We start from the raw sequence: 25688 nt of genomic DNA, 5'->3' as shown, positions 1-25688 counted from the left end.
TGAGGGTGTTGGGCCGCGCGAATGAGGCGCTCACGCCTCCTTGCGGTCGTCCGAGATGTCCTCTGCGGCCTTTTCCTCCAGCTGAGACAGCAGCATGGTCTGCAATTCCGCCTCCAGTTCCTTGGCGCGCTTGATGTAGGCGCCGTTCTGGATGGTGGGAATATTGGGGTCCCACAGGGCCGCCAGGTCGCGGACAGAATCGCGGTCGTGGTGGTAGAAGGTCTTTTGCAGCTCTGCCGCCTCAAACTCGGTCAGTCCCATGTTTTCAAGCACGTAGCGGCCGGCACGCAGGGAGCTGTCGAAAAGCTCGCGCACGATGTCGTCGGCGCCGGCCTTGTAGAGGCGGAAGACGTGGGTGCGGTCGCGGGCGCGGGCGACGATGTGCAGGTCGGGCCGTTCGCGTCGGGCGAAGGCCACGAGCCGGGTCGTGGCGTCGGGATCGTCGAGCGCGGCCACGAGCACCTTGGCATCGGCGAGGCCCGCCGCGTGCAGGAGGTCGGGTCGGCCGGGATCGCCCAGGAAGCCCTTGATGCCGAAGCGGCGCATCCGCTGGATGGCGGCAAGGTCATGATCCAGAACGACGGTGTCGAACCCCGAGGAGCGGACCATGCGGTTGACGATCTGCCCGAAGCGCCCGATGCCGGCGATGATCACGGGGCCTTTCGCGTCGATCTCGTCGGCTTCCTGTGCCTCGGACGGGTCGGTCATGCGGTTCGACAGGTGGTCGTAGAGGATGAACAAGAGCGGCGTGATCAGCATGGAGATGGCGATGACCAGCAGCAGGGTTTCGCGCAGTTCCGGCGGGATCACGTTGTTCTGGCCGGAAAAGTTGATCAGCACGAAGCCGAATTCCCCGGCCTGCGCCAGACCCAGCGTGAAGAGCCAGAGGTTGCGGCCCGTAAGGCCGAAGATGCGCCCCAGACCATAGAGGATGCCGCCCTTGATCAGGATGACGGCAAAGGCCAGCCCCATGATGGTGAAGAACGAGGCGAAGAGGATCGAGAAGTTGATACCCGCGCCGACGGTGATGAAGAAGAGGCCTAGGAGCAGGCCCTTGAAGGGTTCGATATCGCTTTCCAGCTCGTGCCGGAATTCCGACGAGGCCAGGACCACGCCCGCGAGGAACGCCCCGAGGGCCGGCGACAGGCCCACGAGGCTCATCACGAAAGCGATGCCCACCACGATCAGGAGCGCCAGCGCGGTATACATCTCGCGCAGGCGGGCGTGGTGGATGAAGCGGAAGACGGGGCGGGTGGCATAGACGCCGAAGATGATGATGCCGGCCACGGCCCCCAGCGTCAGGAGCGTGACACCCCAGCCCGGGAGGCTGTCGATCATGGACTGCGCCACCTGTGCGGGGGCACCGCCATGGTCGCCCTCGGCGGCGTGGCCTTCGTCGGCCAGCCGTTGCAGGGTCTCGCCCAGGATCATGTCGGGGGTTTTCGGCAGGGCCAGAAGCGGCAGGAAGGCCAGCATCGGGATGACGGCGATGTCCTGGGTCAACAGCACGGAAAAGGTCGAGCGCCCACCGCCGGTCTGCATCAGGCCCTTTTCCGACAGGGTTTGCAGGACGATGGCAGTAGAGGACAGGGCGAAGACCATGCCGATCGCCAGCGCCACTGACCAAACCACGCCAAGCGCCATGCAGCCTGCCATGACGGCGGCCGTGGTGAGCGTGATCTGCAAACCGCCCAGCCCGATCAACTTGTGCCGCATGTCCCAAAGCGCCCTGGGTTCCAGCTCGAGCCCGATGATGAAGAGCATCATGACCACGCCGAATTCGGCGAAATGCTGCAATTCCTCGGCGTCGTGGCCGCCCAGCAGGCCCGGAATGTGCCCGATGGCGATACCGGCGGCGAGATAGCCCAGCACCGATCCCAGCCCCAGACGAGCGGCCAGGGGCACCGCGATCACGGCGGCTGCGAGAAACACGGTGGCCTGAAAGAAAAATCCTTCCATCGGGGTCCTTTGCGGAATTCGGAGCACGGGCGGGGCACCGCCTTGAGGCAGAGTATGCGGCGCAGGTGACGCTTGTGCAAACGACTTGGTGCGGGCGCGAGGACGCGGGAGGCGTTTTTTCGGGCGTTGGTCCGGATTGGCGTCGTCGGAGCCTTCGGCGAGGATTTTTCAGGCCGGAAGGAAACGGCGCGGGCGCCGCCGAGGCTCAGCCGCGCGGCATGGTGAGCGTCACCTGCCGCCCGGATTTGACGTAGCGCAGTTCGCTGGTGCCGATGGCGGCGACGCGCCCGCCATCCAGCCGGTCGCCGACCTTGACCTTCTTGTAGCTGCCATTGGCCAGGCGCACGAGCGCGCGGCGGTTGGAATTGCTGCCGTAGACGCCGATGAGATTGACCTGGCGCATGCGCAGCGCGTTCTTTTCGGTTGCGGCGCGGGCGACGGTGGTGGGCGTCGGGTCGCTGGGCGAAATGCGCTGGTTGCGAGGCACGGCGACGGCGGCGGTGCGGGCTTCCTGCTGTTCGGCCAGGCGCTGGCTGCGCTGGACGATTCGGTTGAAGTTCCGGGGTCGCGCGTTGGGCTTGGCCGAGACCTTGACCGCCTGGGCCGTCGCCCCGGCGAAGGGATCTGGGGCCGGGACCGCGGCGGCGGCCTGAAGCGCGGCGGTGACCGCATCGGGATCGGGCGAGATGACATCGGGCGTCGCGGCAGCAGCTTCGGTGGCCGCTTCCGAGGCCGCGGCGGCCTCTTCGGCCAGTTCCTGCGCGCTTTGCGGGCGCAGGCGGGGCCGCAGGGTGGCGAGTTCGTTGCGGGTGCGGCCGCCCAGGGTTTCGCGTTCGTTGGTTTCGGACAGGTCGCCGGGCCGGACACGGGGGCGCAACGCGGCGATGCGTTCGAGCGCCTCGATGCGGGCGGCGGCCTCGGCGGGGTCCTCGCCCGGTTGGGCCAGGGTCTCTGCCGGGCGGTCCGGCGGCACGAGCGCGGGCTGACCGGCATAGACCAGAACGCCATCGGGGGTCAGCGCGCCTTCGGGCGTCGGCTGCACCAGGCCGCGCGTGTCCATGGTGAACATGGTGTCGGCGGCGGCGGGATCGGCCGGCGTGTCGGGGCGCGTGTCGCCGCGCAGGCTTTCGGGCGCGGGCAGGGCAACTGCGTCCTGCTCGACGACCTTGGGGTCGATCGAGGTGAGGTAGAAATCGTCGAGGCTTTGCGTGCCGGGATCGGTGGGCGCGTCGGGGGCGCGTTGCCAGATGCCGGTGACGGCATAGCGCGTGCGGGCCTGTTGCTCGGTCAGTTCGGCCGGGTTCGGCGCGGGCTGCGGGTCTGCGCGGGGCGTCTCGGCGCCGTCGGAGGTGACGCCGGGCAGGGCGGCGAGAACGCTTTCGCCCTCGTCCGTCTCGCCGGTACCCGAGGCAGAGGCGCCGTCGGTATCGCCGGGCGGGACCTCGGCGTCGGGTGTCGCGGCGATCTGTTCCCGGGGATCGGGACCGCCGCGCAGGACGCGGGAGATGCCGTCTTCGAGGAAGATCGACGCCCAGGCGGCCACGCCCACGAGGAAGATCAGCAGCACCGCGGTCAGGATCAACCCCAGAAAACGCGGCTTGCCCCCGACGGAAGCGGTCTTGCGCGCGCCGAAGACGGTCATGCGCTGGCGCTCCTGCTCGCGCTGGGCCTCGGGCGAGGGGCTTGCGGCGGTGCGCGCGGGCTGGCGTTTGTCGGGCTTGGGCGTTTTGCGGCGCGAGAAGAACGACAGGGCGCCGGAGGACGCGGCAGCCTGGCCTTTGCCGGCAGGCGCGGCGAGGGGCGCGTTGGGGGTGTCTTCGGGAAGGTCGAACGGCGCGGGCCCGGTGCGGTCGGCCATGAAGGCGGGGGGCGGCGGAATATCGCTGCCGTCGTCCTCGACATCTGTGTGCGCGCGCCCGGGCGGCCCCTCGGCGGTGGAAGGCTCCGCATCGGGTGGGGTGAGGCGCGTGTCGTCGGAGGCGCGTAGCGTGGCGCCGATCCGGGCGGCGGCATCGGCAGGCAGCGCGTCTTGCGGTTTGCCTGTCACCTTGGCGCCGGTGCCAGTGCCAGTGCCGGTGGCGGGGCCGGTGACGGACGGCGTCGCGGCCGTCAGCGTGGGTTCGGCGCGCGGCGTCTCTCGGGACGGGGTCTCGGCGGCAGGCGACGCGCCGTCGCGGGTCGCGCCGCTGAGGCGGCGCGGGGCGGTCGGCAACGTGTCCCGCTGCGCGCGGATCGAGCTGAAGGCGACAGGCGCTGCAGGCGTGTTTCCGGCAGCGTCGGTGCGCTCGTCTTTCGCGTCCGGATCCGTACCGGCATTTGCGACACCGTCACCGTCTTGCACGTCCGTTTCCGCGACCGCGGGGCCGGGCGTCGGGTTCGGCGGAATGTCCGGGTCCGGTTGCGGCATCGGCTCCGGTGGGATGTCGGGTTGTGGCGTCGGAGGGACCTCCGGCACAGGCTCGGGATCGGGCTGAATCTCCGGTTCGATCTCGGGGTCCGGCGCGGGCGGAACCTCCGGCTCGGGTTGTGGCGGAAGATCGGGCTCTGGCGCGGGCGGCACTTCGGGCGGCAAGTCTGGCTCGGGTGCGGGGGGGCGCGCGGCATCGGCGGCGTCGGTCGCGCCTTCGAGGGCGGCCTCTGGCGCGGCGCCGGAAGCGGGGGCCGCCGCGCCGTGCAGCGGGGCCGTGCCGATGACCCGGATGGCGGCGGTGTCGCGCTCTATGCGTCCGCCTTCGGGCAGGAGAGACGGGGCGCTTTTCGTCTCGCCGAACCACGGCTCGCCCACGAAATCGCGGCCTTCGGGGGCGGCGACGAAACAAAGCGGGTTGAAGCCGTGTTCGGTGGCAAAGGCCTCGGCCTCGGCCAGGGTTTCGCGGGCGACGGCGGCGATATGCACCTGCCCGGCGGAAATCGACCAGTCATAGGCAAGGTCGTCGACCGCGTAGGGCGTCGCGCCATCGAGGGCGCGGTGCACGGCCGAGGCGATCTCGTCCGCTTCGAGCCCTTCGGAATCGAACTGCAGGAAGCGAATCTGGTCGTTGGGGATGACCAGCTTGGAGCGGATCGGGTTGCTGTCGAGTTGCCCGGCCCGGTTTCGAAGGTCGGACAGCGCACCGGCGAGGTCGCTGCTGTCGAGACTGACCTCGCCCACCATGTGCCAACCGGGGAAGGCACGATGCAGAAGGCTGATGCCTTCGAAGGACAGGGTCAGGGCAAAATTCGGTTTCATTCACAACGCTCTGGCACCACGGACCCGGCAGGGGTAGCCCCCTGCCGCACGTGGATTCTACAGCAGCTTACCGCCGAGGGAAAGGCAAACACCGATCACGGTTGCCGCGATCGGCGGAGACCCCCGACGGTCAGGTGCCCGCCTTGGCCAGCGCCTGTTCGAGATCGGCGATGATGTCGTCGGCATCCTCGCAGCCGATGGAAATGCGCACCACGTTGGGGGCGGCGCCGGCGGCGGTCTGCTGTTCCGGGGTCAGCTGCCGGTGGGTGGTGGAGGCCGAGTGGATGATCAGCGAGCGCGTGTCGCCGAGGTTGGCGACGTGGCTGAAGAGTTCGAGACTGTCGACCAGCTTGACGCAGCCTTCGTAGCCCGACTTGAGTGCCACGGTGAACAGGCCGCCCGCGCCCTTGGGGCAGACCGTCTTGACGCGCTTGTGGTAGGGCGAGGATTTGAGACCGGCATAGGTGACGCCCTCGACCGCGTCGTGCTTCTCCAGCCACGCGGCGACGGTTTCGGCGTTCTCGACGTGTTTCTGCATCCGCAGCGACAGCGTCTCGATCCCCATCAGGGTGTAGTGCGCGGCCTGGGGATTGAGCGTCATGCCGAGGTCGCGCAGGCCGATGGCGATGCCGTGGAAGGTGAAGGCGAGCGGGCCGAACGTTTCGTGGAACTTCAGGCCGTGATAGGCAGGTTCGGGCTGGCTGAGCGAGGGGAACTTGTCGGACGCGGACCAGTCGAAGGTGCCCGAATCCACCACGACGCCGCCGGTGACGGTGCCGTTGCCGGTGAGGAACTTGGTCATGGAATGCACGACCAGCGTGGCGCCATGTTCAATGGGGCGGCAGAGGTAAGGCGTGGCGGAGGTGTTGTCGACAATGAGCGGCAGTCCGGCGGCGTCGGCGACGTCTGCCACCGCGCGCAGGTCGGCGATGTGGCCGCCTGGATTGGCGATGGATTCGCAGAACACCGCGCGGGTGTCGTCGTCGATGGCGGACTTTATGGCGTCCATGTCGTCGATATCGACGAACTTGGCCGACCAGCCGAAGCGCTTGATGGTCTGGCTGAACTGGGTGATCGAGCCGCCATAGAGCCGCGTGGAGACCACCACGTTCTTGCCCGGGCCCATCAGCGGGAACAGCGCCATGATCTGGGCCGCGTGGCCCGAGGAGCAGCAGACGGCGCCGGCACCGCCTTCGAGCGTGGCGACGCGTTCCTGAAGCACCGCGACGGTGGGGTTCGTCAGGCGGGAATAGATGTAGCCCACCTCCTGGAGGTTGAAGAGGGCGGCGGCGTGCTCGGCGTCGCGGAACACGTAGGCGGTCGACTGGTAGATCGGTGTCTGGCGCGCGCCCGTGGCCGGATCGGGCCGGGCGCCGGCGTGGATTTGCAGCGTGTCGAAGCCGAATTGGTGAATGCGGTCGTCGTCGGACATGGAAAGCCTCCCTTATGGCGTTTGTCATTTGGGTAAGCGATGGCGGGACGCAGGACAAGCGTATTGACATGGTCTTGCGCGGACAAGAGCCGGACCAATGGCTATTTTTTCGGGACGCGCCCGTAGCGTCCGCGCAGGGCGGGCGCGGTTCCGGTGAGAAGGTAGAACGCGCTTTCCACGATCCGGCGCATGAGGCCGCGTGGGCGGGGCGGTGGCAGATCGTCATCGGGAATGCTGTCCGACGCGGAGTGGGAAAGCACCTCGACGTCGGAGGTTTCCAGGGCGTCGAGAAAGGCCGCGGCCTCGGCCGCGCGGGCGGTTTCGACCATGATCGGTACACCGCCCAGGGCGACCGAAAGGTACTGGGCATTCGAGAGCGTGTGGTAGCCCGGCACGAAGACGCGAAAGCCTGCGCCTTCGAGGGCGGCGACGGCCAGCATCGCGTCGGACGGGCCGAAGACCTGCGCGATGCGGGTCAGGCCGGGTACGTCACGCAAGGCCATCAGCGTATCCAGAACCCGTTGCGGCGGATGGTGTTGCGGATCGCCTGTTCCTTGCGCGGCATATTCTCACGGTCGAAGAGGTCGCGCACCTTGTGGCCGCGGCCATGATAGATCATGAACTTGATGGCGTCGTAGTTCTTGAGCAGTTTCTTGACCGGGTTGGGGGCGCTGATGTCTTCCAGCAGTGCGACCACGTCGTCATTTTCGCGGGCGTATAGCAGCGGGAACATGCGGTAATGGCACGTGACCTCGCCGTCGAGGAGACCGTCGGGCAGCGTGTCGCGCCCGCCGCCCAGCGAATGAATGACGAGCGGAAGCGCCACCTGGTCGAGCCAGGGGTCGAGCGACTGGCAAACCAGTTCCGGCGGCGGGTCGTCGCGGATCGCCAGCGCATAGTCGAGGAAACGCTGGCCGAAGACATGCGGGCACTTGTAGAAGAAGAACCCGGCGTTGAAGTAGAGGTAGCGGCGCCAGTATTCGTCGGGCAGGGACGGGTCGAGCGAGGACTCGAAATCCAGCCCGAACTTGTCGTAGAGCGATTTCCACGTTTGTGTGTAGCCCGGCCCGTAAAGCTGGATCTCGGGCCAGGTGCCTTCGCGCTTGAGCGAGGCGGTGGGGCGGTCGAAATCGAAGGGGACCCGCGTCAGGTCGCCGGTGATCAGGGTGTCGGTGTCGAAGAACACGAACGGCTCGCCCTCGGGCAGGGCCATCAGGCATTCGATTTTGTTGCCATAGGGGTAGGCCTGCCCGAAATGCCGGGATTCGAAGGGCAGGGTCTCGGCACCGTAGCTTTCCAGGAGGGCGCGGATGTCGCCGCGCATGGTCGGGTCGTTCTTCCATAGCGGGCCGGGCTGGGGTTCGGCCACGAAAAGGCGGCCTTTGAAGTCGGGGCTGCGGGCGCGCAGGGAAGCGGCGAACAGCACCGCCTCGAACTGAAGCCGGCCGGAATGACCCACCACCACGATATTGAACGCTTGGTTTTTTGCCTTTTTCGCGGCCATAATCCGGTCACGCCTGCCTGAACTGCCCTTTGAAGCCAGTATAGGCCGTGTGCTGCGATTGCGCGAGAGGCAGTTGCGCAGATTTTTGAAAGGAAAGGTATTTTCGGATGATCGAGTGGATTTTCGTTGGCCTTGCCGTGGCCTTGGGCGGCGGAACGGGGAGCCCGGACGGGGCCGCCGTGGCGCAATCGGCACGGGACGGGGGCCAACCGCCCGCCGGGTTCGAGGCCGAGGACCAGACGCCCACCGGCAAGTTCACCACCGCCGCCGAGATCAGGCCGATCATCGAGGCCACGCGCGGCAACTGGGTGGCGGTGCGCGAATATGATGGGCAGGACCTGCTGTACCTGACGCATCTGCTGAGCTGGCGCTGCGGGATGCACCGGGTGCGCGTGGGCGTGAACGGCGGCGCGATGGAGGCCTGGCCGTTGCCGCCCTGCCAGACGGACACCGCTGCCCCCAACGCTTTTCCCGACGATGCGGTGATCTACAAGAGCTTCGGTCTCGGCGAGATCGAGAGCATCGCGGTCGAGATCCTGTATGACGACCTTGGCACGGCGGAGGGGGTGTTCGGGCGGAAAGAGGTTTTGATGCCCTGAACGCGCACGTCTTTCTTGCCCCGCGCCAAAGGTTTTGCGAAAACCCCAAAGAGCGGGCGCGCCTTCAAATCAGCCGTGGCGTACCTATATTGATGTTAAGGTGATTAACTTTACGCGAAAGGGAACGGTGATGGCGAATTTGGATGCGCAGGTGCGCGAAAGTCAGGAGCAGGTCGCATCGGCGCAGGCGAAGATTGCCGAGCTGACCGGCAAGATCGAAAGCGCGCGGTCCAAGATCAAGGGCGGCGAGGATGCGAGCCTCGATATCGAAAACGCGACGCTGGATGAGGTGCACGCGCATACCGAGACGATGAACGCCAACATTGCCGAGCTGATCATGGGGCTGGACGATGTGACCGCGGGCTTCTCGCGCGATTTCGACGAGATGCGTACCAAGACGGGCTGGGAAAGCTTCGTCGGTATCTTCAACCGCCATAAGGCCGACAGCATGCGGCAAGAGCGGATCCGCACCGCCAGCATCGACGACAAGTTGCAGGACCTGATTTCCAAATCCGACATCATCGTGCAATTGCTGGAAGGTCAGCTGCGCACGCTGGAAGAGCACAAGGTGAAGGTCGAGACGAACCTTACCGAGACGCTGGACGAGCGCGAGGCGACGGTGGGCGAACTGGAAACGCTGCGCGCGGACATCCAGGGGATGGACCCCAAGATCATCGAGTTGGAGAACAAGATTGCCAACGAGACCGACGCGGCCGCCCGCACCAAGCTGGAAAGCGAACTGGCGGAGATGAACGCCAAGTATAACGAGATGGTGCAGCAGGAGCAGGTCAAGCTGGCCAAATCGCAGACGCTGGAGCGCTATATCGAGAAGGGCAAGACCTGGGTCGATTCGCTGCAGAACCAGGCGGCGACGCAGATGGTGCTGATCAACAAGCTGCAGACGGACACCAAGCAGCGGGTCGTGCTCTATGATGCTCTGACCAAGTCGTTGAAGACCGCGCAGCAGCAGGACGTGGCGCACCGGATCAACGAGATCGGAGTCAAGACCGACCAGGAGGCGCAGAGCGCCATGGCCGGCATCGGCGCGGCCACCAACCAGAAGATGGCCGACATGCTGGAGGCGCACGAGGATCACATGGTCTTTGCCCGCGAGGTGCTGGAGGCCAAGGCCAAGGCCGACGAGCGGTTCGCGCGGCGGTTCTCCAAGATCATCGAGAAGCATGACGCCAACGCGTATGGCGGCTAAGGCATGGGGCTTGGAACGCTTGCCATTGGTCTGTCTGTCGTCTGCCTGGTGGTGTCGTTCGTCTTTACCGTGCCGGCCTGGATGAACCTTGTCGGGGTGGGGTTCGGCATTGCAGGGTTGATCCTGATCGGGTTGTCGCGCCGGCGTGGCGGAGGCGGGACGTGAGTGCGTCTGTCCCAAACAGCAGAGAAAGGCGTCGCGATGGCCGAAAAAGAGACGTTTCCAATCGAGGTCGTGGTTATCTGCGGAGCGTTCCTTGGCATGATGCTGGCGGGCTGGCTGGGGCATTTCAGCCTGGCGCTGGTATTGCTGGGTGTCTGCCTCATCGCGATCCTGTGGTCGGTGATCGCCAGCCGGGGTGCGTCCGGCAATGGAGCCGAGGGCGGTTTCAGCGGCGGCGCCGATGCGGGTAGCGGAGGCGGTGGCGGCGCCTGTGGCGGGGGTGGCGAATGATCGCGGATGCTCCGACATCTGACCGGGCCGCCCTGACCGAGCTTTTCGCGTCACGCCGGTACTTCGCCAAGTTTGAGCGGATCACGGGGCATCTGAATCGCGTGGCCGCCGTGATGCAGGCCGAGGGCAACCTGGGCAAGAAGGAGGTCGAGATTCTGACCACCTATGTTCAGGGCATCGCCTATACGTTCAAGGCGCTGAGCATGAAATACCTGCTGGTCGGGCGCGACACCGGGCAGTTTTTCGGCTCGCTGGCGATGGACGTGACCGAAAGCGGTTTTCCCATGTTCTCGGAGCTGATGGTGATGGCCAATGATGCCGCGCAAGCGCGGCGGCACCTGGAGGGAATGCCGGATACCGAAACGCTGAAGCGCGAAATGGTCGAGCAGATCATTTCCGAGCGGACCATTCCGACGCGCCTTCAGTTCGCGCTGTCGCAACGGCTTTACTACGAGGAGATGTTGCGCGGGCATCTTTTCTGGGCGCAGAACGATCCACAGATCCAATGGGTGAGCGGGCTGGACGAGCGGCGGCGCTACCTGCTGCACTGGGCGGTCTATGACAGCCAGGTGAACCTGCCGACGATCTACTTGATGGAGGTCGAGGATACGGGCCGGGCGCCGCTGGGCAAGGACGAGCGGCGCTGGCCGGAATGCCAGGCGCACCTGATGGCGCAATCCCTGGGCGGATTGAAGTTGCTGACCATCGCCAAGGGGTTCGACGAGAGCTTCGACGACCTGCATCCCAAGCGGCTGCGTCGGTTTCACGTCGGTCCGATGTACAGCCATGCCTTCACGCGGCAGACCGGGCCGCTGAGCGAGGTGCTGGCGCAGGCCGATGCGCCGGTGGGGCAGGACTGGGCACTGGCCTGGACCGACGAGGTGCTGGAAAGCGAACGGGTGATCGAGGAGCGCGCGGGCTGGTTCGGCACCGTGGAGCGCGAGGTTTTCGCGCTGGACCCCTTCTCGGGGAAAGGGGCCGAGACCGGGGCGACGCGGATGGAGCGCAGTATCATCCTGCCGGAGCGGCCCTATCAGGTTCTGGCCGAGAAGACCCCGCCGGGGTTTTCGTCGGTCACCAAGTACGTGGTCAGCCCGGGCGGCCGGGTGTTGAGATATTGAACGCGAGGTGGGGTGAGACCTCACCCTGCGCCAGTTTGGTAGGGTGGGTTTCAAACCCACCACCGGGGAGAAGAAGATGAGTTTGACGGCCGACACAATGGAATTGCGGGAAGAGGATATCGCCAAGCATTACGATGCTGCCGCAGCGATGCTGGCGGGGTTCGATCATACGCCGCGCATCGCCAAGCCGGGCGACGCGCCGCAGGAGGAGAAGTCGGCCGGGTTAGGCACGCGGCGGCGGTTTCGGACGACGACGCCTGGGCTGGTGACACGCTCGACCGCGCGACCCGAGGGCGTGCATCTGGTGGAGCGGATCGAGACTGCCGATGGAGACGACCCGCTGGTGAGCCCGATGCAGGCGACGGTATTGCATGGCCTGCGGCGGGCGATTGCCATCGCGCTGGCGGTGGGAGAGCAGTTTTCCGACGCCACGGGCCTGGCGGATCTGCGGCGGGCGAACCTGGCCGGGTCGCTGGGCGCGGATCGCAAGACCGAGTTCACCGAGCTTCTGGGGGCCGAGGCTCTGGCGGTGGGGCATGTCTTTGCCAACGCGACGGCTTTCCTGCTGGCGCCGCACGGCTCGGAGGTGAGCGTCGAGGTGGGCGAGGTCGAGGAGGTTCTGACCGACAATTCGCAACTTGCCCTGCATGGCGCGTTGTGGGAACTGGACCAGGATATCGCGGCCCATGCGGGCGACGATGCGCGGCTGGTGGCGACGGTCAGCGCCTTTGCCGAGCAGTTGATGGAGAAGATCGCGCTGCGCGCCCAGAATGCCGGGCGGTTGAGTGCCTTCACCGGCGCAAGCTGGCGCGTCGAGGCGGATGATTTCACCATTCGCGGCTTTGACGCGGCATCGAAGGGCAAGTCCAGCACCCTGACCATGACCTTCAAGCAGCCGCACGAGGTGGTGGGCAACCATATCGCCAAGTACCAGGCGCTGAAGCTCAGCAAGATGCTGATGGCCTATGATTTCGAGCGAAAGCTGAACCCGTTCGCGGAACTGGGCGGGTTCATCTTTACCTTCATGGGCGACGGCAAGCCGGGGACGGGCAAGACGACGCTGATCCAGATGATGGCGGGGCTGATCAAGGGCTATTGCGACAACGCGGGATATCCGTTTCGGTATCAGAACCTCAGCACCGAGAGCATCGACAGCTACCAGGGCAAGTCGGCGCAGAACGCCAAGGCGTTCATCAACACCGTGATCGATCCCGGCGTGATCGGGTTCGGCACGATCGACGATATCGACCAGCTGGCGGGCAAGCGCGGCGACCGGCAATCGAGCGCGGGACAGCTGGAGATCACCGCCGTGCTGATGGAGAGCTTTGCCGGGGCCAACACGGTGGTGCGGGGAAATTGCACCTTCGGCATGTTCTCGAACTATCCCGAGAACGTGGACGACGCGCTGCGCCAGCGGGCAGGGGCGCGGTTCCTGGTGGACGGGCCGCAGACGCGGGAGGATTATATCGATATCCTTTACCTGCTGATGGGCAAGAACCATGACATTCCGCTGGGCCAGCACGAGGTCTATGCCGCGCAGGAGATCAAGAAGGCCGTGGCGGCCTCGTTCGAGAGCCACGCGCTGCCCCACGAGGAGGGGCTGATCCGGGTCTATGAGCGGGTGGAGAAGGATATCGGCGCGCTCGACACGATTGCCAAGCTGGGAACCTATCTGAAAGGCATCCAAGAGGCGGACGAACGCTTTACGGGCCGGGCGATCAAGAACATCACCGACGCGGTGAAGGTGCGGGCGATGGATTTCGAACTGCCGGACGAGTGGATGGAAAAGCCCGACCTGTTCCTGTTCAAATCCTATGACGAGAAGAAGGGGATGATCGAGGAGTTGCGTCAGCCGATCACGGTGGAAATGGTGATCCAGGAGATCAACCGCTACGCGGACAGCGAATTCCGCTATGCGGACAAGTCCGACGAGGTGGCGATCGAGGCCATGGTGCGCGATTTCGGTCGGACGGAAGAGGCCAAGCGGCGGTACATGGCGGAGAAGGAGAGCGGTGCGTGAGAGCACGTGCGCCAAGCGGCAATGAACGACACGAGCGTGACATTGGTGAACACCGGCTTGCCGCTGGCCATCATCGGCGGGCTGGCGGCGTTGCTGCCGTGGCTCTTGACGCCGCGGGGGACGCGGTCGCATGGCCGGGTTCTGGTGTCGGTCGTGCTGTCGGTCCTTCTGCTGCTGGCGGCGAGCGCGGGTGTGTTCGCGCTGTTCGACAAGCGCAGCCTTCTGGGCGGGCAGACGCTTGCCGGGCAGGGGATCATCGCATGGATGTACTTGCGCAGTTCGTTGGGGGCGGTGGCGGTATGGGGTCCGGTGCTGGCCTTCGTGTGGCTGGGGCTGGCGCAGCGGGTGGAGCGGTTGAAGGAGAAGGATGTTGTGAGGGGGCAGCCGTGATAGGCGCGTGTGCAATCATGGCACCTGGCCGTCCCGGGCTTGACCCGGGACCTCGGCGCCGGAAAAGAGAGGCCCCGGATCGGGTCCGGGGCGCGGTGGCGCTTGGGGCAGGCCGGGGGTGGTGGGTTGAAAACCCACCCTACGGAGGGGATGCATGGAACGTCTGATCAGATCCGGCCTGATGTTCGGCAACCTGGTGCATGTGGCCAGCCCGGCGCTGGTGGAGCGATACAATCGCGCGCTGAAGCACCTGACCGGCAAGACCACGAGCCTGACGGATTTCTATGTCGATATCTCGGGCTATTCGCCGGAGGTGGGGCATGAGCTGGGCGATGACCTCTACCTCAACCATGCAGGCGTGAACCGGCAGTTCATCCTATTGACCACGGAGCAGAAGCGCGCGCCGCTCTTGAATGCGCAGTTCTCGACCAGCCGGGGCATCCTTAAGCAGTTCATCGAGGAAAACGAGCCGGCGCTGTTTGCTCTGACGGCGCGGGACGCGGTGGCGGGCGAGTTGGTCAATTCGGTCTATGACATGTCTAGCCCCGCGCGCCTGTTCGATATCCGCCGTATCACCATCGAGGCGGACACCACCAACGGGGCGCTTCGGCAGGCCGAGAAGCTGGATGAAAAGGTCGAGCGGTTCATGTCGGAAGAGGACGCCTGGTTCGACGACGTGCTGATCGCCGAGATGATCGAGCTGGCCGGGCAGACCGGGGACGTGCTGCGCAATCCCATCGATCTGAAGGAGATGAGTTTCGAGCAGCGCAATTACTGGACCGATCATTTCGGCGGCGTGTACCTGTTTCAGGACCTCGAACTGCCGGGTGTGATCTGCGTCTCGGACAAGACCCCCTTCGAGGGCGAGCGGATCGAGTATGTCTTTGGCATCGACGAGCGGAACCGGATTGCCAGTTTCCTCGATCTCAACGGGTTGGTGGAGCCGATCGTCAAGGCACGCGGCATAGATGCGTCGGCGATCCTGCGGCAGAAGATGGATTTCATGCTGGTCGATGCGCTGGCGGATGAAGGCGTGGAGTTCGCGGGCCGCAGCCGGGCCGAGATGCGCCGGCTGGCGCGGCGGCACTCGGACCTTTTGCCGGAGGAGTTTCACACGCTCAACGCGCTGCTGAACTGGGCCGAGAATGGCGGCCCCTGGCCGGTGATAAGCTCGGACAATCCGGCGTATTTCTACACGCTGCGGGCCGCGGCGAACAAGGATGCGGACCTGGTCAACATGCTTCTGGCGGAGCTGGCGCCGAAGGATGTGAGGCAGCTGTTCATCTGCCACAAGAGCCTTTTCTACCGCCGTTACGAGACATGGGCGGACACCAAGAGGGCCTATGTGGTGGACCTGTTGCTGAACGAATACCAGGTGGACAAGATGGGCACGCGCGCGGCGCTGTTCGGGCACGAAGCCCCGATGGAAGAGCCGGCGCCGCCGAGACCGCCCGAGCCCGAGCCGGAGATCGAGGCGGTTGTGCGGCGGGTCGGCCCCTGGGGGCCTGTGACGCGCCGGGCTGGCAAGGGCACGCCCTATTCGGCGGACAGGAAGACGAGGAGATAGGACATGGCGGCACTGGCGAGACTTCTGATCATCGGGTTCATCGTCTGCACGATCCTATATGTCGTCCTGTCGATCTATTCCCGGAGCGTGCGAAAAGGCAAGCTGCGCGAATGGTGGGAGGAGGAAGGCCGGCCCGGCGACCTGGACGCCTACATCGAAAAGGGGCTGGAGGCGTATGACGGATCGCTCCGGCGCAAGCTGATCCTCGGGGTCTATGTCGTCCCGTTCAGCATCGTGGCGGCGATCATCTACTTCACGAATTTTCACTGAAGGGGGTGGGACGTTGGTTTACTTGAAATGGCTGTTCTGGAGTGTCTTCTGGGTGCTGGTGGCCGCTTTTTTCCACTACACCCTGCCACAGACCGATATCGTGCGGGTGACGGACACCTATGAAAAGCGCATAGATTTCGGCGAGAACAGCCTGTTCTGGGCCAGTCCGGATGCCGGCAACGACATGACGCCGATCAACCGCGACGTCTTTTTCATCCAGACGGTGCGGGCGAATGGCAGCACGATGGTCTATCGCAACGAGGATACCGGGTGGGGCTGGCCGCCTTACTTCAAGTTTGACACGTCCAACCTGCAGGCCGAGGCGGCCGATCTGAAATCCACCGCCGAGGCGCCGCGATGGGCGGCGCTGAAACATTACGGCTGGCGCAACGAGTTCCTGTCGATCTTTCCCAACGGTGTGAGCATCTGGCCGGTTGCGGGGCCGGATGCGGGCAAGCCCTTCCCGTGGCTGAACCTGCTGATCCTGACGGGTTTTGCCATCGTGGCCTTCGGCACCTGGCGGGTCTGGCGCGGGTTCCGGGCCAGGCGGCTCGACCCGGTCTGGGACGGGGTCGAGGCCCGTTTCGACGCTGCCGGGAATGCGATAGAGGACCGACGCGGGCGCGTCCGGCGCTGGCTGGATACCTGGCGGCCGAAGGACAAGCGCCGGGACTGACGCCCCCTGGATGAGACCCCGGTCAGGCGCTTCTTGCCTCGGGGGCGTCGAGGACACGGCCTTGGTCTGTCACGCGCATGGAGTCCGTCACCCAAGCCGGCAGGACCAGCGGAGCCAGCGGGTTGGGAGCGCCATTCAGAACCTGGTCGCGCAAGGCGGAGATCATTTCGCCGCGCTTCGACTGACGTCCGGACATGATGTGCAAAAGGGCCTCGACCTGCATCGCGTCAAGCTGCGGCCGCGGCGCGGCGGGATGCAGGACGAACGGCTTGGGGTCGAGCCCGATGTCGCGCAGGAAGCTGCGCAGATAGGTTTCCGGACCAAGCTTGATGCGCTCGAACTGGCGCGATTTGACCTGCAGCCCGGGGGCGAGCGCGCATAGCGTCTGTTCCAGGGCGGAGAAGTCGATGGAGTTGAAATTCACGCTGCGGCAGAACTGTTCCAAGGTCAGCGTCGTGTGGTTCTGACGAATGGCGTCGGAATACAGGCTGACGAGATAGCTTTCGGCGTTGCGCGTATAGAGCAGCAGCCGGGTATCCTCCAGCGGCAGACCAGCCTGGGCATATCGCAGATTGGTCGCAGCCTGCGGATAGAACGCGGGGTTCGTCTCGTTCCAGAGCAGGGATTGCGTCATCGTGGGGCCAAGCCGGTTTTCGTCGGAAATCAGAACGGTTTCCGCGCCGGCCTTCGAGGCAGCGCTGGTGATGGCGGCGTTCAACTCGGCGAAAGCGCCATAGTCCTGCGGCGTGGAGCCGGGCTTGTGCCGTCGGCGGATCATGCGGACCTGCCTTTGCACGGCCTTGGGCATTTCGGCATTCACGTAGAAGACTCGTTGTGCCCGCAATTGCTCACGATTGAAGGAAAGATTTTGCTGCAACAGCAGGGACGCCGTCCTGTGGACGCCCAGATGGATCACGTATTTCATGGACCTGCCCGGTGCCTGTTTTGTTTTTATGCAATAATCCTACCGCATTCGGTGCAGCCGCGCAAGATTCCGCTGATTCGCCGGGTGCGAAGACCCGCATCCGTGCGCGGGCGCGCGTGCACGGATCGTTGTGACAGGGGCCGTGACCGAACAGGCCGGAAACGCCGGTCAGGTTTCCGTTGCGACGTCGGGTGCTGCCGCTTCGAATCTCGCGTCGGCGATGCAGCGGCGGACAACCGATGCTTGATCCAGCACGAGGACCGGGTTGCTGTGTGACGGGCGTGAGGGAACCCGCAGGCATCCCGCGAGGTCGCCTGACACGAGCCGGGCCGCTTCCGGATCGCGGATCGTGGGCACCTCGAAAAGGTCCTCGGGGCCGGTCGTCACGATTTCGTCGATGGAGTCGACGGTGATGCCGTATTTCCGCCCGCCATTTTCGAAGATCAGCACCTTGTGCGCCTGCGCTCCGGTCTCGGGAAAACCGTAGAGGACACGCAGGTTGATGAGGGTGATCAACTCGCCCCTGAGGTTGAGAATACCGTCGACGAAGGCGAGCGCGTAGGGCGGTTTCAAAAGCGACGAGGGGCGGTCGATGACCTCGTTGACGCCGGAGATGTCGAAGCCCATCTCGATATCCACGGAGAACAGGATAAAGGTCGAACGGCCGCGTTCCGTCCTGAAGTTCTTTGGCTTGGTCTCGACATCCGTCGAGGGATAGATTTCCTGGCAGGAGCGCGCGGCGAGCGCCAGCATCTCGTCCTTCAGCAGGCTGTGATGGTCGAGCAGGATGACGATCGTTTCGTCCTGGCGCACGAGGCAGCCGGACACGACGTCGTGCCGCGGCAGGCCCACGTTCGCGAAGGGCAGGATGTCCTTTTCATAGAACGTCATGATGCTGTCGATCGAGTAGACCAGCAGGCCGATCCGGCCTGCGGGCAGGTCGAGGACAAGGAGCTTTCGCTTCTCCAGCATGCCGGCCTTGAATTTGTAGGGCGTCTCGTTGCCGATCATCCCGCGAAAATCGACCACCGGCAGGGTGCGTCCGCGCAATTCCACGTTTCCGATGACGTAGCCGTGGGCGAGCTGGGAGGTCTGCAGCGGCGGCATATCGGTGATTTCTTGTACGAAACGCAGGTCCAGGGCGCAGGTCGTGTGACCGAGTTGAAAGGAAATGCAGTTGAAGCGCTGGCCCAGATGGGTCTTGCGTTGCTGAGCGTGATCGATCCGGGCGACGCGCGGGATCTTCTCGATCTGCAGGATCTCGTAGGGGTCGAGAAGCTGCACCATGCGGGCGCCGTCGTCCAGCTTCAGCACGCCTTCGACAATGATGTCCTTCAATCCCTGCGGGTCGCGCAGGAAATTGACCCGCGTGGCATTCATGCCCTGAATGATGGCGCCGGTATCGTCGAACAGAAGCCCGACGCAGAGGTCCCCGTTCTCGATGATGGCCACCTTGCGCACGGAGGTTTCGGATGCGGGCGCAATTCCCAGGAGGTGACGCAGGTCGATCACCGGGACGATCGTGTTGCGCAGGCAGAAGAGCCCGACCATGTGCGGCGCGGCCAGGGGGACCTCGGAATAGCTGTCGGGGGCGTTCACGACCTCCTGGATGACATCGACGGGCAACGCGAACTCGGTCTCGTCAAGCCAGAAGGAGCCATAGACGACGTTGCGCGCGGCATGCACGCCGGGCGCCGTTTCCATGGCCGCGGCCGGCGCGTCGGCCTTGCAGGACGCGCCGGGTATGGGGGCCGGACCACCCGGCGCGGTCGCGTTGGGGGGCGTTTCAGGCGGGTGCGACATCATCCCTCTCCAAGGCGCGGAATGGGCGTGATCGTGAAATCGCCGGTAGTGCAGTCGATCGCCACGCGACGACCGTGTGTGCCCCCGGTATCGTCATGCACGATGCGAAGCCCGGCGTCGCGCAGTGCGGCGCGTGCGAAATCGGCGTTGACCTGGCCGACCAGGCGTTCGGGCTCGGTCTCGTGGGGCAGGGTCATGTTTGCGCCGCCGGCGATGAAAACGCGCATCTTGCGGCGCTCGGTGTCGGCGACGTTCATCTGGCGCAGAAGCGCCTCGATCGCGTGATCGACATGGCGCCCGCTGCCCTTGGCTTTGGGAGGGCCTTCGGACTTGGCCAGCAAGGCATGGGCGAGACCGCAGATGCCGTTTTTCTTGTCCACAAAACCAAGGCCGATGCAGGAGCCGAGTATGGCGTTCAGTGTCTGTCCCGGGCGACCGATCTTGACCTGGCCGATCTGGACATGGAGCTGATCTTCACCAATCATGTCAGCGGCTTTCCACGCTTGGGCGCGGGGCGATAGATCATGGGTTCGATGATCGCGAAATCGGTCCGAAGCCGGGCGATGCTTTCGCTTTCGCCGATATAGAGAAAGGCATCGGGTGCCATCGCGGTGTGCACGTTTCGCAGGATGGCCTCCTGATCCTCGGGGGTGAAGTAAATCAGAACGTTGCGCAGGAAAACGGCGTCGAAACTGGCACCGCCCGGCAAGGGTTTCAGCAGGTTGTGCAGCTTGAACGTGGTGCGCCCCCTTATCTGGGTGTCGACCTTGTACCCGGCAGTATCGTCGCCGCCCATGAATCGATCAAAGAGGTCCGCGCCATCCGCGCGCAGTTGGGTGAGGGCCGGCACGGCGTAAAGACCGGCCTCGGCCTGTTTCAGGACCTTCGACGAGATGTCGGTGCCCGTGCACCTGTAGTCGAACCCCTCCTGCGTGCTGCGCGTGTGCTCAAGGATCATGCCCGCGGTATAGGCCTCTTCGCCGGTCGAGGCGGCCGCGGACCAGATGCGCATCGGGCGTCTTGTGTTGCGTTCCATGAAGGCCGGGATGGCGACATCGCGGAAATGTTGCCAGATGCGGGGCGTTCGATAGAAAAACGTCTTGTTCGTCGTGACCCGGTTGATCAGTTCCTGAAGCTCGGCCTTGTCGGAGGTCACGCGCGCGATATACGCCTTGAAGTCCTCGTCCCTGGTTTCACGCAAGCGGCTACGCAGCCGGCTGAGCAGGAGAGACGTGCGATTGTCCCCGATCGTGATGCCGGTGCTGTCGTGGATGATGCCCCTGATCTTGTTGAATTGCGACTCGCTGAGCGAAAGTTCTCTTTCTGCTGTCATGGTGTATCACCTGTCCTTGATCACACGCCCAGTTTGGAAACTTCGGTCTTGAGGTCTTCCGCGCCGGTGCTGAGTTCGTTGGTGGCGGCCGCGATGTTGTCGGAGGCGATGACGGCCTCCTCGGAGGCTTCGACGATCTGCTGAACCGAGTCCGCCACATCGCGTGCGGCGGTTTGCTGTTCGGTGACGGCCACGGTGATCTGGGAAATGGAGTCGGTGGTTTCGCCGATGCCTTCGAGGATCTTCTTGAAGGCCGCTCCGGCCTCGCGCGAGACGTCGCTTCCTTGCGAGACCCGCTTGACCGTTTCGTTGATCAGCTTGGTGATTTCCTTCGTCGCCTGCGAGGACCGCTCGGCCAGCTTGCGTACCTCGTCGGCCACGACCGAGAAGCCGAGCCCGTGTTCACCGGCGCGCGCGGCCTCGATGGCGGCGTTGAAGGCCAGCATGTTGGTCTGCCCCGCGATTTCGCTGATCACCTTCACGATTTCGTTGATCTGCTCGGACGAGGCGTTGATCAGGTCCATGGACTCGATCGAGCGGTCGATGGCGCCGGCGCCGATATCGGCCTCCTGCTTGGTGCGTTGGGCGATGTCGTCGGACAGGCGGCTGTTCTGGGCGATGGAATCGATCGAGGCGCTGAGTTCCTCGACCGAGGCGCTGATTTCCTCTGTGGTGCATCCCAGCGTCTGAGCGCCTGCCGCCACTTTCTGAGCCTGTTCGGTGATGCTTGCGGATTTCTCGGCGAACTGGCCCGAGATGCGGGTCACGTTCTGTTCGAGCTCGACCTCGGGTGTGATGTCGAAGGCGAACTTGACCACCTTCAGGACTTTGCCGTCGTCGTCGATAATGGGAGTGTAGGTGGCGCGCAGGAACAGGTCCTTGCCGTCGCGGTCGATGCGGCGGTACTTGCCTTCATCGTGTTCGCCCGACGCCAGCTTTTCCCAGAAACGCGTGTAGTCTTTCGAGGCGCTGTATGCATCGTCGCAGAAGATCCGGTGATGCTTGCCGCGGATTTCGTTCAGGGTGTAGCCGGTCGCGGCGCAGAAATTCTCGTTCGCGTCCAGTATTTTGCCATCGGGCGTGAACTCGATCATGGCCTGTACGCGGCTGACGGCTGCCAGCTTGGCGGTCTGTTCCAGCGCATCCAGCTTACTTTTCGTAATTTCGGTGGCGAACTTGACGACCTTGATCGGTTTGCCGGTGGCGTCGAAGATCGGATTGTAGGAGGCGTTGATCCAGATCTCTCTGCCGTCCTTGGTGATGCGTTTGAATTCGCCCGCCTCGAACTTGCCCATGGCAAGGTTCATCCAGAAATCGCGATAGGCATCGGAGCGCACGTAGTCGCTGTTGCAGAACATGCGGTGGTGCTTGCCCACGATCTCGTCCAGCGAATAGCCGAGCGTGGAGAGAAAATTGTCGTTGGCCGTCAGGATCGTGCCGTCAAGCTCGAACTCGATCACCGCCTGCACGCGGTGCAGGGCGTCGGCGAGGCCTTCGAGCTGCGTCAGGTGGTTTCGGTCATCCTGAACGTCGCCTGAAGCGTCGTCTTTCACGGTGGTACTGGTCTTGGTCACGGCACATCCTCACACGCAATGGTCCCTTCACTCGGGTAAGGTCGTACGCGCTGGAGATTAATGTTTTCCTTTCCGCAACAGGCAGATTGCGGTGGATATGCCTTAAATACCGTCGATCCAGGCGCGGGGATGAGGGGCGGGCACAGGTGGAGCGGACCCGTGGGGATCTCCAGTGCAACCGCGACGTTCGAAAGTTTGGTGTTGCGTCCTGAAAAATGGTGGGCGACCTAGGAATCGAACCTAGCGTGCGTCTCCGCGAGGGAGTTACAGTCCCCTGCCACACCTTGCGGCCTGTCGCCCACTGAGGCGCGTGTTTAGAAGCGGGCCGTTGCCCCGTCAACCGGAAAATCGCTTGCGATTGCGGTGGTGCGGGGCCATTGTCCGGCGCCTGTGAAGGAGGCCCCCGGATGGCGATGAAGAAACCCAAGTGGGTGGTGGAAAAGGAACAGGCCAAGAAGGCCGCCGCGTCGGAAACGGTATGGTTGTTCGGCTTGCACGCGGTGCGCGATGCGCTGGAGAATCCACGGCGCCACAAGCTGCGGCTGGTGGTGACGAAGAACGCCGCCGACAAACTGGCGGACGCCATCGCAACGTCGGGCATGACGGCGGAGATGGCCGATCCGCGAAAGTTCAGCGCGCCGCTGGATCCGCAATCGGTGCACCAGGGCGCCGCGCTGGAGGTTAAGCCGCTGGACTGGGGAACGCTGGAGGATGTCTGCCTGGGCGACGGAACCCGGCCGCCGCGCGTGATGATGCTGGACCGGGTGACGGACCCGCATAACGTGGGCGCCATCCTGCGGTCGGCGGAAGTCTTCGGCGCCTCGGCCGTGATCGCGCCGCGCCACCATTCCGCGCCCGAGACCGGGGCGCTGGCCAAGACGGCGAGCGGGGCACTGGAGCGGCAGCCGTACCTGCGCGTGCGCAACCTGTCGGACGCCATCGCGGCGCTTCAGGGCATGGGGTACATCGTGCTTGGGCTTGACGGCACGGCCGGGGAAACGATCGAAGAGGCGCTGGTCGGCGTACAGGACCGTCCCGTGGCGCTGGTGCTGGGGGCGGAAGGGCCCGGGTTGCGGCAGAAGACTCGCGAGACCTGCGACAAATTGGTGCGGATCGGCTTTTCCGGCGCGTTCGGGTCGCTCAATGTCTCAAATGCGGCTGCCGTGGCCCTATATGCATCGAGAGGACAAACCGACTGACCAACCGACGGGGGGCTGATGGGCCGGAAGATCGCCACGTGCTGTTACTGCGGAACGCGGGCTGTTCTGGTGTTCGACGAGACGCTGCATGAACTGACCTGCCGGGCATGCGGTGCGCCGTTGCACGACATGAAGATGATGCCGCGATCCCCCCGGGCGCAGGATGTCCGACAGAAGAAGGCGCCGGTGGATCGCCGCACGGGACGGCCCGTGGCCGAAAAGCCCGAGTGGCATGGTGGAGCCGACCCGAGGCGGCGCAAGAAGAAATCGAAAAAGCGGCGCAAGCCGATGTTCGGACGGCTGCTGGAGGAGGTCTGGGACGTGGTGGAAGACATCATCGACTGAGATCCGGCGGATTCTTACCGATTCTTCACACGTATTTTACAACCTCTTTTTATCTAAAAATCAGTACCTATCTCACATGTCAGAAGCGCCGAACTGGAACTCCGGCGTTTCTCTTCACTGTCCCTCGTTCCGCGACTGGCGCCCGGGTTATCCCGGGCGCTTTTTTCTTTTTCGCAAGCGCTTTAGGGTGGTGCCATGAACGAACGGTACACAGAGTCCCATCTGCGGAATATCCTGAAGCGCACCAAGCGCATCGCGGTCGTCGGCGTGTCGATGAACGAGGTGCGCCCGAGCTTCTACGTGGCGCGCTATCTGAAGCTGAAGGGCTACGAAGTGGTTCCGATCAACCCCGGCCACGCTGGCAAGACCGCGTTCGGGGCAATGGTGCTGGGATCGTTGAGCGACATCGAGGGCGAGTTCGACATGATCGACATCTTTCGCCGGCCCGAGCATGTGCCCGCGATCGTGGACGAGGCGCTGGAGCGGTTCCCGGCGCTGCAGACGATCTGGATGCAGATCGGCGTATCGCACGAAGAGGCCGCGGAAAAGGCGCGGGCACGGGGCGTCGACGTGGTGATGAACCGTTGTCCGAAGATCGAATACCAGCGCCTGTTCGGCGAGTTGCGGATGGGCGGGTTCAATACCGGCGTGATTTCATCGAAATTGTAGGAGCCATGACGGCGCTCAGGCGGCGGGGATATCCGCGGCGATGCGCATTTCGCGCAGCGGTTTGACGCGGGCGATGGCGCGGGAATAGATCGGGTGGGCCTTGTAGGCCGCGAGCGCGGCCTCGTCGGGGAATTCCACATAGACCACGAGATCGACTTCCGCGCCGGTCAGGGTGTCGGCATGTATATTCTGTCCGACCTCGAAATGGGTGCTGTGGGGGATCTGGCCAAGCATTTCCAGACCGGCGCGAATTTCGGGCAGGTCGGCGGGATCCTTGGCGGTGAAGAAAACGATGTGGCGAATCATTCGGACCTGGCGGCTTTCTCGGCGAGGCCGGACTGCGATTGGCGGGCGGCGAGTTCCGTCATGACGTCATCCACGGAGACACCGCGGCTGTGCAGCATGACGAGCAGGTGAAAGAGCACGTCGGCGGCCTCTGACGTCAAGCGCGGTTTGTCGTCCCTGACCGCTTCGATCAGCGCCTCGATGGCTTCCTCGCCGAACTTCTCGGCGACCTTCTCGGGGCCCTTGGCCAGCAGCTTGGCGGTCCAGCTGTCCTCGGGCGAGGCGCTGGCGCGGGTGGCGACGATCTGTTCCAGCTCTTCGAGGGTCATGCGCCGATCCTCATCGGGATGCCGGCCGCGGCCATGTGAGCCTTGGCCTCGGCGATGGTGTGATCGCCGAAATGGAAGATGGAGGCGGCCAGCACGGCGGAGGCGCCGCCCTTGGTGACGCCGTCGACGAGGTGGTCGAGAGTGCCGACGCCGCCCGAGGCGATGACCGGGATCGAGACCGCGTCCGCGATGGCGCGGGTGAGGGGCAGGTTGAAGCCCGAACGGGTGCCGTCGCGGTCCATCGAAGTCAGCAGGATTTCCCCGGCGCCCTTGTCCTCGACCAGCTTGGCGAACTCGATGGCGTCGATGCCGGTGGGCTTGCGCCCGCCATGCGTGAAGATCTCCCACTTGCCGGGGCTGACCGTCTTGGCGTCGATGGCCACCACGATGCACTGGCTGCCGAACTGGTCGGCGGCAAGGCGAACCACGTCGGGGTCGGCCACGGCGGCGGAGTTGAACGAGACCTTGTCGGCCCCCGCCAGCAGCAGTGCACGCACATCCGCGACGGTACGGACACCGCCGCCCACGGTGAGCGGGATGTAGCATTGCTCGGCGGTGCGGGTGACCACGTCGAGCATCACCCCGCGGTTTTCGTGGGTGGCGTGGATGTCGAGAAAGCACAGCTCGTCGGCACCCGCGGCATCATAGGCGCGGGCCGCATCCACGGGGTCGCCCGCGTCGCGCAGGTTGACGAAGTTCACACCCTTGACCACGCGGCCATCGGCCACGTCGAGGCAGGGAATGATGCGGATCTTGAGCATGGGCCGTCCTTTCGCGCCTGCCTTCTAGCGCGGGCGGC

Annotated in this window: 26 protein-coding genes and 1 tRNA gene; 13 read left to right on the top strand and 14 right to left on the bottom strand. The window is 64.7% G+C overall.

Translation table 11 applies throughout. The annotated features are described in order from the left end of the window. Positions 1 to 30: 30 nt before the first annotated feature. The 5 genes from FIU85_RS04835 to FIU85_RS04815 form a co-directional block, all read right to left on the bottom strand. Entirely contained in the window at positions 31 to 1959 is a 1929-nt protein-coding gene (locus tag FIU85_RS04835) for a cation:proton antiporter (protein ID WP_152496053.1), read from the bottom strand. 205 nt (positions 1960 to 2164) lie between these two features. Continuing rightward, a complete protein-coding gene (locus tag FIU85_RS04830) occupies positions 2165 to 5188 on the bottom strand; it encodes a hypothetical protein (RefSeq protein ID WP_152496052.1) in 3024 nt (1007 codons plus the stop codon). Between the two features lie 130 nt (positions 5189 to 5318). Then, the gene (locus FIU85_RS04825) at positions 5319 to 6620 is read right to left on the bottom strand and encodes an O-acetylhomoserine aminocarboxypropyltransferase/cysteine synthase family protein (protein ID WP_152496051.1); all 1302 of its coding nucleotides are present in this window, start codon (positions 6618 to 6620) and stop codon (positions 5319 to 5321) included. A 101-nt stretch (positions 6621 to 6721) separates the two neighbouring features. After that, a complete protein-coding gene (locus tag FIU85_RS04820) occupies positions 6722 to 7123 on the bottom strand; it encodes a hypothetical protein (RefSeq protein ID WP_152496050.1) in 402 nt (133 codons plus the stop codon). Then, positions 7123 to 8124, bottom strand: coding sequence for a hypothetical protein (locus tag FIU85_RS04815; protein ID WP_152496049.1), 1002 nt, complete (start codon positions 8122 to 8124; stop codon positions 7123 to 7125). The genes FIU85_RS04820 and FIU85_RS04815 overlap by 1 nt, the downstream gene beginning before the upstream one ends. A gap of 107 nt (positions 8125 to 8231) precedes the next feature. On the opposite strand from FIU85_RS04815, the gene FIU85_RS04810 reads away from it, so the two are divergent. From FIU85_RS04810 to FIU85_RS04770, 10 genes are all read left to right on the top strand, one after another. Continuing rightward, a complete protein-coding gene (locus FIU85_RS04810) occupies positions 8232 to 8723 on the top strand; it encodes a hypothetical protein (RefSeq protein ID WP_152496048.1) in 492 nt (163 codons plus the stop codon). A 130-nt stretch (positions 8724 to 8853) separates the two neighbouring features. Further along, complete coding sequence (locus tag FIU85_RS04805; RefSeq protein WP_152491826.1) at positions 8854 to 9930, top strand: hypothetical protein; 1077 nt, start codon at positions 8854 to 8856, stop codon at positions 9928 to 9930. Positions 9931 to 9933: 3 nt separating this feature from the next. Next, entirely contained in the window at positions 9934 to 10095 is a 162-nt protein-coding gene (locus FIU85_RS21910) for a hypothetical protein (protein WP_172978044.1), read from the top strand. A gap of 36 nt (positions 10096 to 10131) precedes the next feature. Then, positions 10132 to 10383 (top strand): hypothetical protein, encoded by a 252-nt coding sequence (locus tag FIU85_RS04800; protein WP_152491827.1) that lies wholly within the window; start codon positions 10132 to 10134, stop codon positions 10381 to 10383. Beyond that, positions 10380 to 11504, top strand: a complete 1125-nt coding sequence (locus FIU85_RS04795) for a hypothetical protein (protein ID WP_152496047.1) — start codon at positions 10380 to 10382, stop codon at positions 11502 to 11504. The genes FIU85_RS04800 and FIU85_RS04795 overlap by 4 nt, the downstream gene beginning before the upstream one ends. A 76-nt stretch (positions 11505 to 11580) precedes the next feature. Beyond that, positions 11581 to 13524: an ATP-binding protein gene (locus FIU85_RS04790; RefSeq protein ID WP_152496046.1), complete on the top strand. Its 1944-nt coding sequence runs from the start codon at positions 11581 to 11583 to the stop codon at positions 13522 to 13524. A 21-nt stretch (positions 13525 to 13545) separates the two neighbouring features. Continuing rightward, positions 13546 to 13914, top strand: a complete 369-nt coding sequence (locus FIU85_RS04785) for a hypothetical protein (RefSeq protein WP_152496045.1) — start codon at positions 13546 to 13548, stop codon at positions 13912 to 13914. A 154-nt stretch (positions 13915 to 14068) separates the two neighbouring features. After that, the gene (locus FIU85_RS04780; RefSeq protein ID WP_152496044.1) at positions 14069 to 15481 is read left to right on the top strand and encodes a DUF6638 family protein; all 1413 of its coding nucleotides are present in this window, start codon (positions 14069 to 14071) and stop codon (positions 15479 to 15481) included. A 3-nt stretch (positions 15482 to 15484) separates the two neighbouring features. Next, entirely contained in the window at positions 15485 to 15751 is a 267-nt protein-coding gene (locus FIU85_RS04775) for a hypothetical protein (protein WP_152491832.1), read from the top strand. A 13-nt stretch (positions 15752 to 15764) separates the two neighbouring features. Next, positions 15765 to 16427 carry a DUF1523 family protein gene (locus tag FIU85_RS04770; protein ID WP_152496043.1) on the top strand — a complete coding sequence of 221 codons (663 nt, stop codon included), beginning with the start codon at positions 15765 to 15767 and terminating at the stop codon, positions 16425 to 16427. 22 nt (positions 16428 to 16449) lie between these two features. Here the strand turns inward: FIU85_RS04770 and FIU85_RS04765 are convergent, their stop codons facing one another. The 6 genes from FIU85_RS04765 to FIU85_RS04740 all read right to left on the bottom strand — a co-directional run bounded on the left by FIU85_RS04765 (position 16450) and on the right by FIU85_RS04740 (position 22362). Beyond that, complete coding sequence (locus FIU85_RS04765) at positions 16450 to 17352, bottom strand: hypothetical protein (RefSeq protein ID WP_152496042.1); 903 nt, start codon at positions 17350 to 17352, stop codon at positions 16450 to 16452. A 168-nt stretch (positions 17353 to 17520) separates the two neighbouring features. Then, complete coding sequence (locus FIU85_RS04760; protein WP_172978795.1) at positions 17521 to 19155, bottom strand: chemotaxis protein CheW; 1635 nt, start codon at positions 19153 to 19155, stop codon at positions 17521 to 17523. Beyond that, positions 19155 to 19640 carry a chemotaxis protein CheD gene (locus FIU85_RS04755; RefSeq protein WP_152496040.1) on the bottom strand — a complete coding sequence of 162 codons (486 nt, stop codon included), beginning with the start codon at positions 19638 to 19640 and terminating at the stop codon, positions 19155 to 19157. The genes FIU85_RS04760 and FIU85_RS04755 overlap by 1 nt, the downstream gene beginning before the upstream one ends. After that, positions 19637 to 20488, bottom strand: a complete 852-nt coding sequence (locus FIU85_RS04750; RefSeq protein WP_152496039.1) for a protein-glutamate O-methyltransferase CheR — start codon at positions 20486 to 20488, stop codon at positions 19637 to 19639. Before FIU85_RS04750 ends, FIU85_RS04755 begins: the two co-directional genes overlap by 4 nt. 20 nt (positions 20489 to 20508) lie before the next feature. Next, positions 20509 to 22062, bottom strand: coding sequence for a PAS domain-containing methyl-accepting chemotaxis protein (locus tag FIU85_RS04745; protein WP_152496038.1), 1554 nt, complete (start codon positions 22060 to 22062; stop codon positions 20509 to 20511). Positions 22063 to 22278: 216 nt separating this feature from the next. Then, positions 22279 to 22362, bottom strand: a tRNA-Tyr gene (locus FIU85_RS04740). Positions 22363 to 22475: 113 nt separating this feature from the next. On the opposite strand from FIU85_RS04740, the gene rlmB reads away from it, so the two are divergent. The 3 genes from rlmB (at position 22476) to FIU85_RS04725 (ending at position 24275) form a co-directional block, all read left to right on the top strand. Next, positions 22476 to 23261, top strand: a complete 786-nt coding sequence (rlmB, locus tag FIU85_RS04735) for a 23S rRNA (guanosine(2251)-2'-O)-methyltransferase RlmB (RefSeq protein ID WP_152494423.1) — start codon at positions 22476 to 22478, stop codon at positions 23259 to 23261. Between the two features lie 18 nt (positions 23262 to 23279). Then, the gene (locus tag FIU85_RS04730; RefSeq protein WP_152496037.1) at positions 23280 to 23606 is read left to right on the top strand and encodes a hypothetical protein; all 327 of its coding nucleotides are present in this window, start codon (positions 23280 to 23282) and stop codon (positions 23604 to 23606) included. 195 nt (positions 23607 to 23801) lie between these two features. After that, the gene (locus FIU85_RS04725; protein ID WP_152496036.1) at positions 23802 to 24275 is read left to right on the top strand and encodes a CoA-binding protein; all 474 of its coding nucleotides are present in this window, start codon (positions 23802 to 23804) and stop codon (positions 24273 to 24275) included. A gap of 15 nt (positions 24276 to 24290) precedes the next feature. Here FIU85_RS04725 and FIU85_RS04720 read toward each other — a convergent pair whose 3' ends face one another. The 3 genes from FIU85_RS04720 to hisF are packed head-to-tail and all read right to left on the bottom strand — an operon-like array spanning position 24291 to position 25650. Further along, positions 24291 to 24581 (bottom strand): Dabb family protein, encoded by a 291-nt coding sequence (locus FIU85_RS04720; protein ID WP_152491841.1) that lies wholly within the window; start codon positions 24579 to 24581, stop codon positions 24291 to 24293. Next, positions 24578 to 24889 carry a phosphoribosyl-ATP diphosphatase gene (locus FIU85_RS04715; RefSeq protein ID WP_152491842.1) on the bottom strand — a complete coding sequence of 104 codons (312 nt, stop codon included), beginning with the start codon at positions 24887 to 24889 and terminating at the stop codon, positions 24578 to 24580. The genes FIU85_RS04720 and FIU85_RS04715 overlap by 4 nt, the downstream gene beginning before the upstream one ends. Beyond that, entirely contained in the window at positions 24886 to 25650 is a 765-nt protein-coding gene (gene hisF, locus FIU85_RS04710; RefSeq protein ID WP_152491843.1) for an imidazole glycerol phosphate synthase subunit HisF, read from the bottom strand. The genes FIU85_RS04715 and hisF overlap by 4 nt, the downstream gene beginning before the upstream one ends. Between the last annotated feature and the right edge of the window lie 38 nt (positions 25651 to 25688).

Origin of the sequence: Roseovarius sp. THAF8, from assembly GCF_009363735.1 — a bacterium.
Taxonomy (GTDB): Bacteria; Pseudomonadota; Alphaproteobacteria; order Rhodobacterales; family Rhodobacteraceae; genus Roseovarius.
This window is presented reverse-complemented; position numbering and strand designations above follow the sequence as displayed.

What these genes read in the sequence shown, in the direction of transcription:
- FIU85_RS04825 (WP_152496051.1), bottom strand. Translation starts at nt 6,620, where the DNA reads ATGTCCGACGACGACCGCATTCACCAATTCGGCTTCGACACGCTGCAA.
- FIU85_RS04715 (WP_152491842.1), bottom strand. Translation starts at nt 24,889, where the DNA reads ATGACCCTCGAAGAGCTGGAACAGATCGTCGCCACCCGCGCCAGCGCC.
- FIU85_RS04790 (WP_152496046.1), top strand. Translation starts at nt 11,581, where the DNA reads ATGAGTTTGACGGCCGACACAATGGAATTGCGGGAAGAGGATATCGCC.
- hisF (WP_152491843.1), bottom strand. Translation starts at nt 25,650, where the DNA reads ATGCTCAAGATCCGCATCATTCCCTGCCTCGACGTGGCCGATGGCCGC.
- FIU85_RS04835 (WP_152496053.1), bottom strand. Translation starts at nt 1,959, where the DNA reads ATGGAAGGATTTTTCTTTCAGGCCACCGTGTTTCTCGCAGCCGCCGTG.
- FIU85_RS04750 (WP_152496039.1), bottom strand. Translation starts at nt 20,488, where the DNA reads ATGACAGCAGAAAGAGAACTTTCGCTCAGCGAGTCGCAATTCAACAAG.
- FIU85_RS04795 (WP_152496047.1), top strand. Translation starts at nt 10,380, where the DNA reads ATGATCGCGGATGCTCCGACATCTGACCGGGCCGCCCTGACCGAGCTT.
- FIU85_RS04800 (WP_152491827.1), top strand. Translation starts at nt 10,132, where the DNA reads ATGGCCGAAAAAGAGACGTTTCCAATCGAGGTCGTGGTTATCTGCGGA.
- FIU85_RS04760 (WP_172978795.1), bottom strand. Translation starts at nt 19,155, where the DNA reads ATGTCGCACCCGCCTGAAACGCCCCCCAACGCGACCGCGCCGGGTGGT.
- FIU85_RS04780 (WP_152496044.1), top strand. Translation starts at nt 14,069, where the DNA reads ATGGAACGTCTGATCAGATCCGGCCTGATGTTCGGCAACCTGGTGCAT.
- FIU85_RS04830 (WP_152496052.1), bottom strand. Translation starts at nt 5,188, where the DNA reads ATGAAACCGAATTTTGCCCTGACCCTGTCCTTCGAAGGCATCAGCCTT.
- FIU85_RS04805 (WP_152491826.1), top strand. Translation starts at nt 8,854, where the DNA reads ATGGCGAATTTGGATGCGCAGGTGCGCGAAAGTCAGGAGCAGGTCGCA.
- FIU85_RS04810 (WP_152496048.1), top strand. Translation starts at nt 8,232, where the DNA reads ATGATCGAGTGGATTTTCGTTGGCCTTGCCGTGGCCTTGGGCGGCGGA.
- FIU85_RS04730 (WP_152496037.1), top strand. Translation starts at nt 23,280, where the DNA reads ATGGGCCGGAAGATCGCCACGTGCTGTTACTGCGGAACGCGGGCTGTT.
- FIU85_RS21910 (WP_172978044.1), top strand. Translation starts at nt 9,934, where the DNA reads ATGGGGCTTGGAACGCTTGCCATTGGTCTGTCTGTCGTCTGCCTGGTG.
- FIU85_RS04775 (WP_152491832.1), top strand. Translation starts at nt 15,485, where the DNA reads ATGGCGGCACTGGCGAGACTTCTGATCATCGGGTTCATCGTCTGCACG.
- FIU85_RS04755 (WP_152496040.1), bottom strand. Translation starts at nt 19,640, where the DNA reads ATGATTGGTGAAGATCAGCTCCATGTCCAGATCGGCCAGGTCAAGATC.
- rlmB (WP_152494423.1), top strand. Translation starts at nt 22,476, where the DNA reads ATGAAGAAACCCAAGTGGGTGGTGGAAAAGGAACAGGCCAAGAAGGCC.
- FIU85_RS04820 (WP_152496050.1), bottom strand. Translation starts at nt 7,123, where the DNA reads ATGGCCTTGCGTGACGTACCCGGCCTGACCCGCATCGCGCAGGTCTTC.
- FIU85_RS04815 (WP_152496049.1), bottom strand. Translation starts at nt 8,124, where the DNA reads ATGGCCGCGAAAAAGGCAAAAAACCAAGCGTTCAATATCGTGGTGGTG.
- FIU85_RS04725 (WP_152496036.1), top strand. Translation starts at nt 23,802, where the DNA reads ATGAACGAACGGTACACAGAGTCCCATCTGCGGAATATCCTGAAGCGC.
- FIU85_RS04785 (WP_152496045.1), top strand. Translation starts at nt 13,546, where the DNA reads ATGAACGACACGAGCGTGACATTGGTGAACACCGGCTTGCCGCTGGCC.
- FIU85_RS04765 (WP_152496042.1), bottom strand. Translation starts at nt 17,352, where the DNA reads ATGAAATACGTGATCCATCTGGGCGTCCACAGGACGGCGTCCCTGCTG.
- FIU85_RS04720 (WP_152491841.1), bottom strand. Translation starts at nt 24,581, where the DNA reads ATGATTCGCCACATCGTTTTCTTCACCGCCAAGGATCCCGCCGACCTG.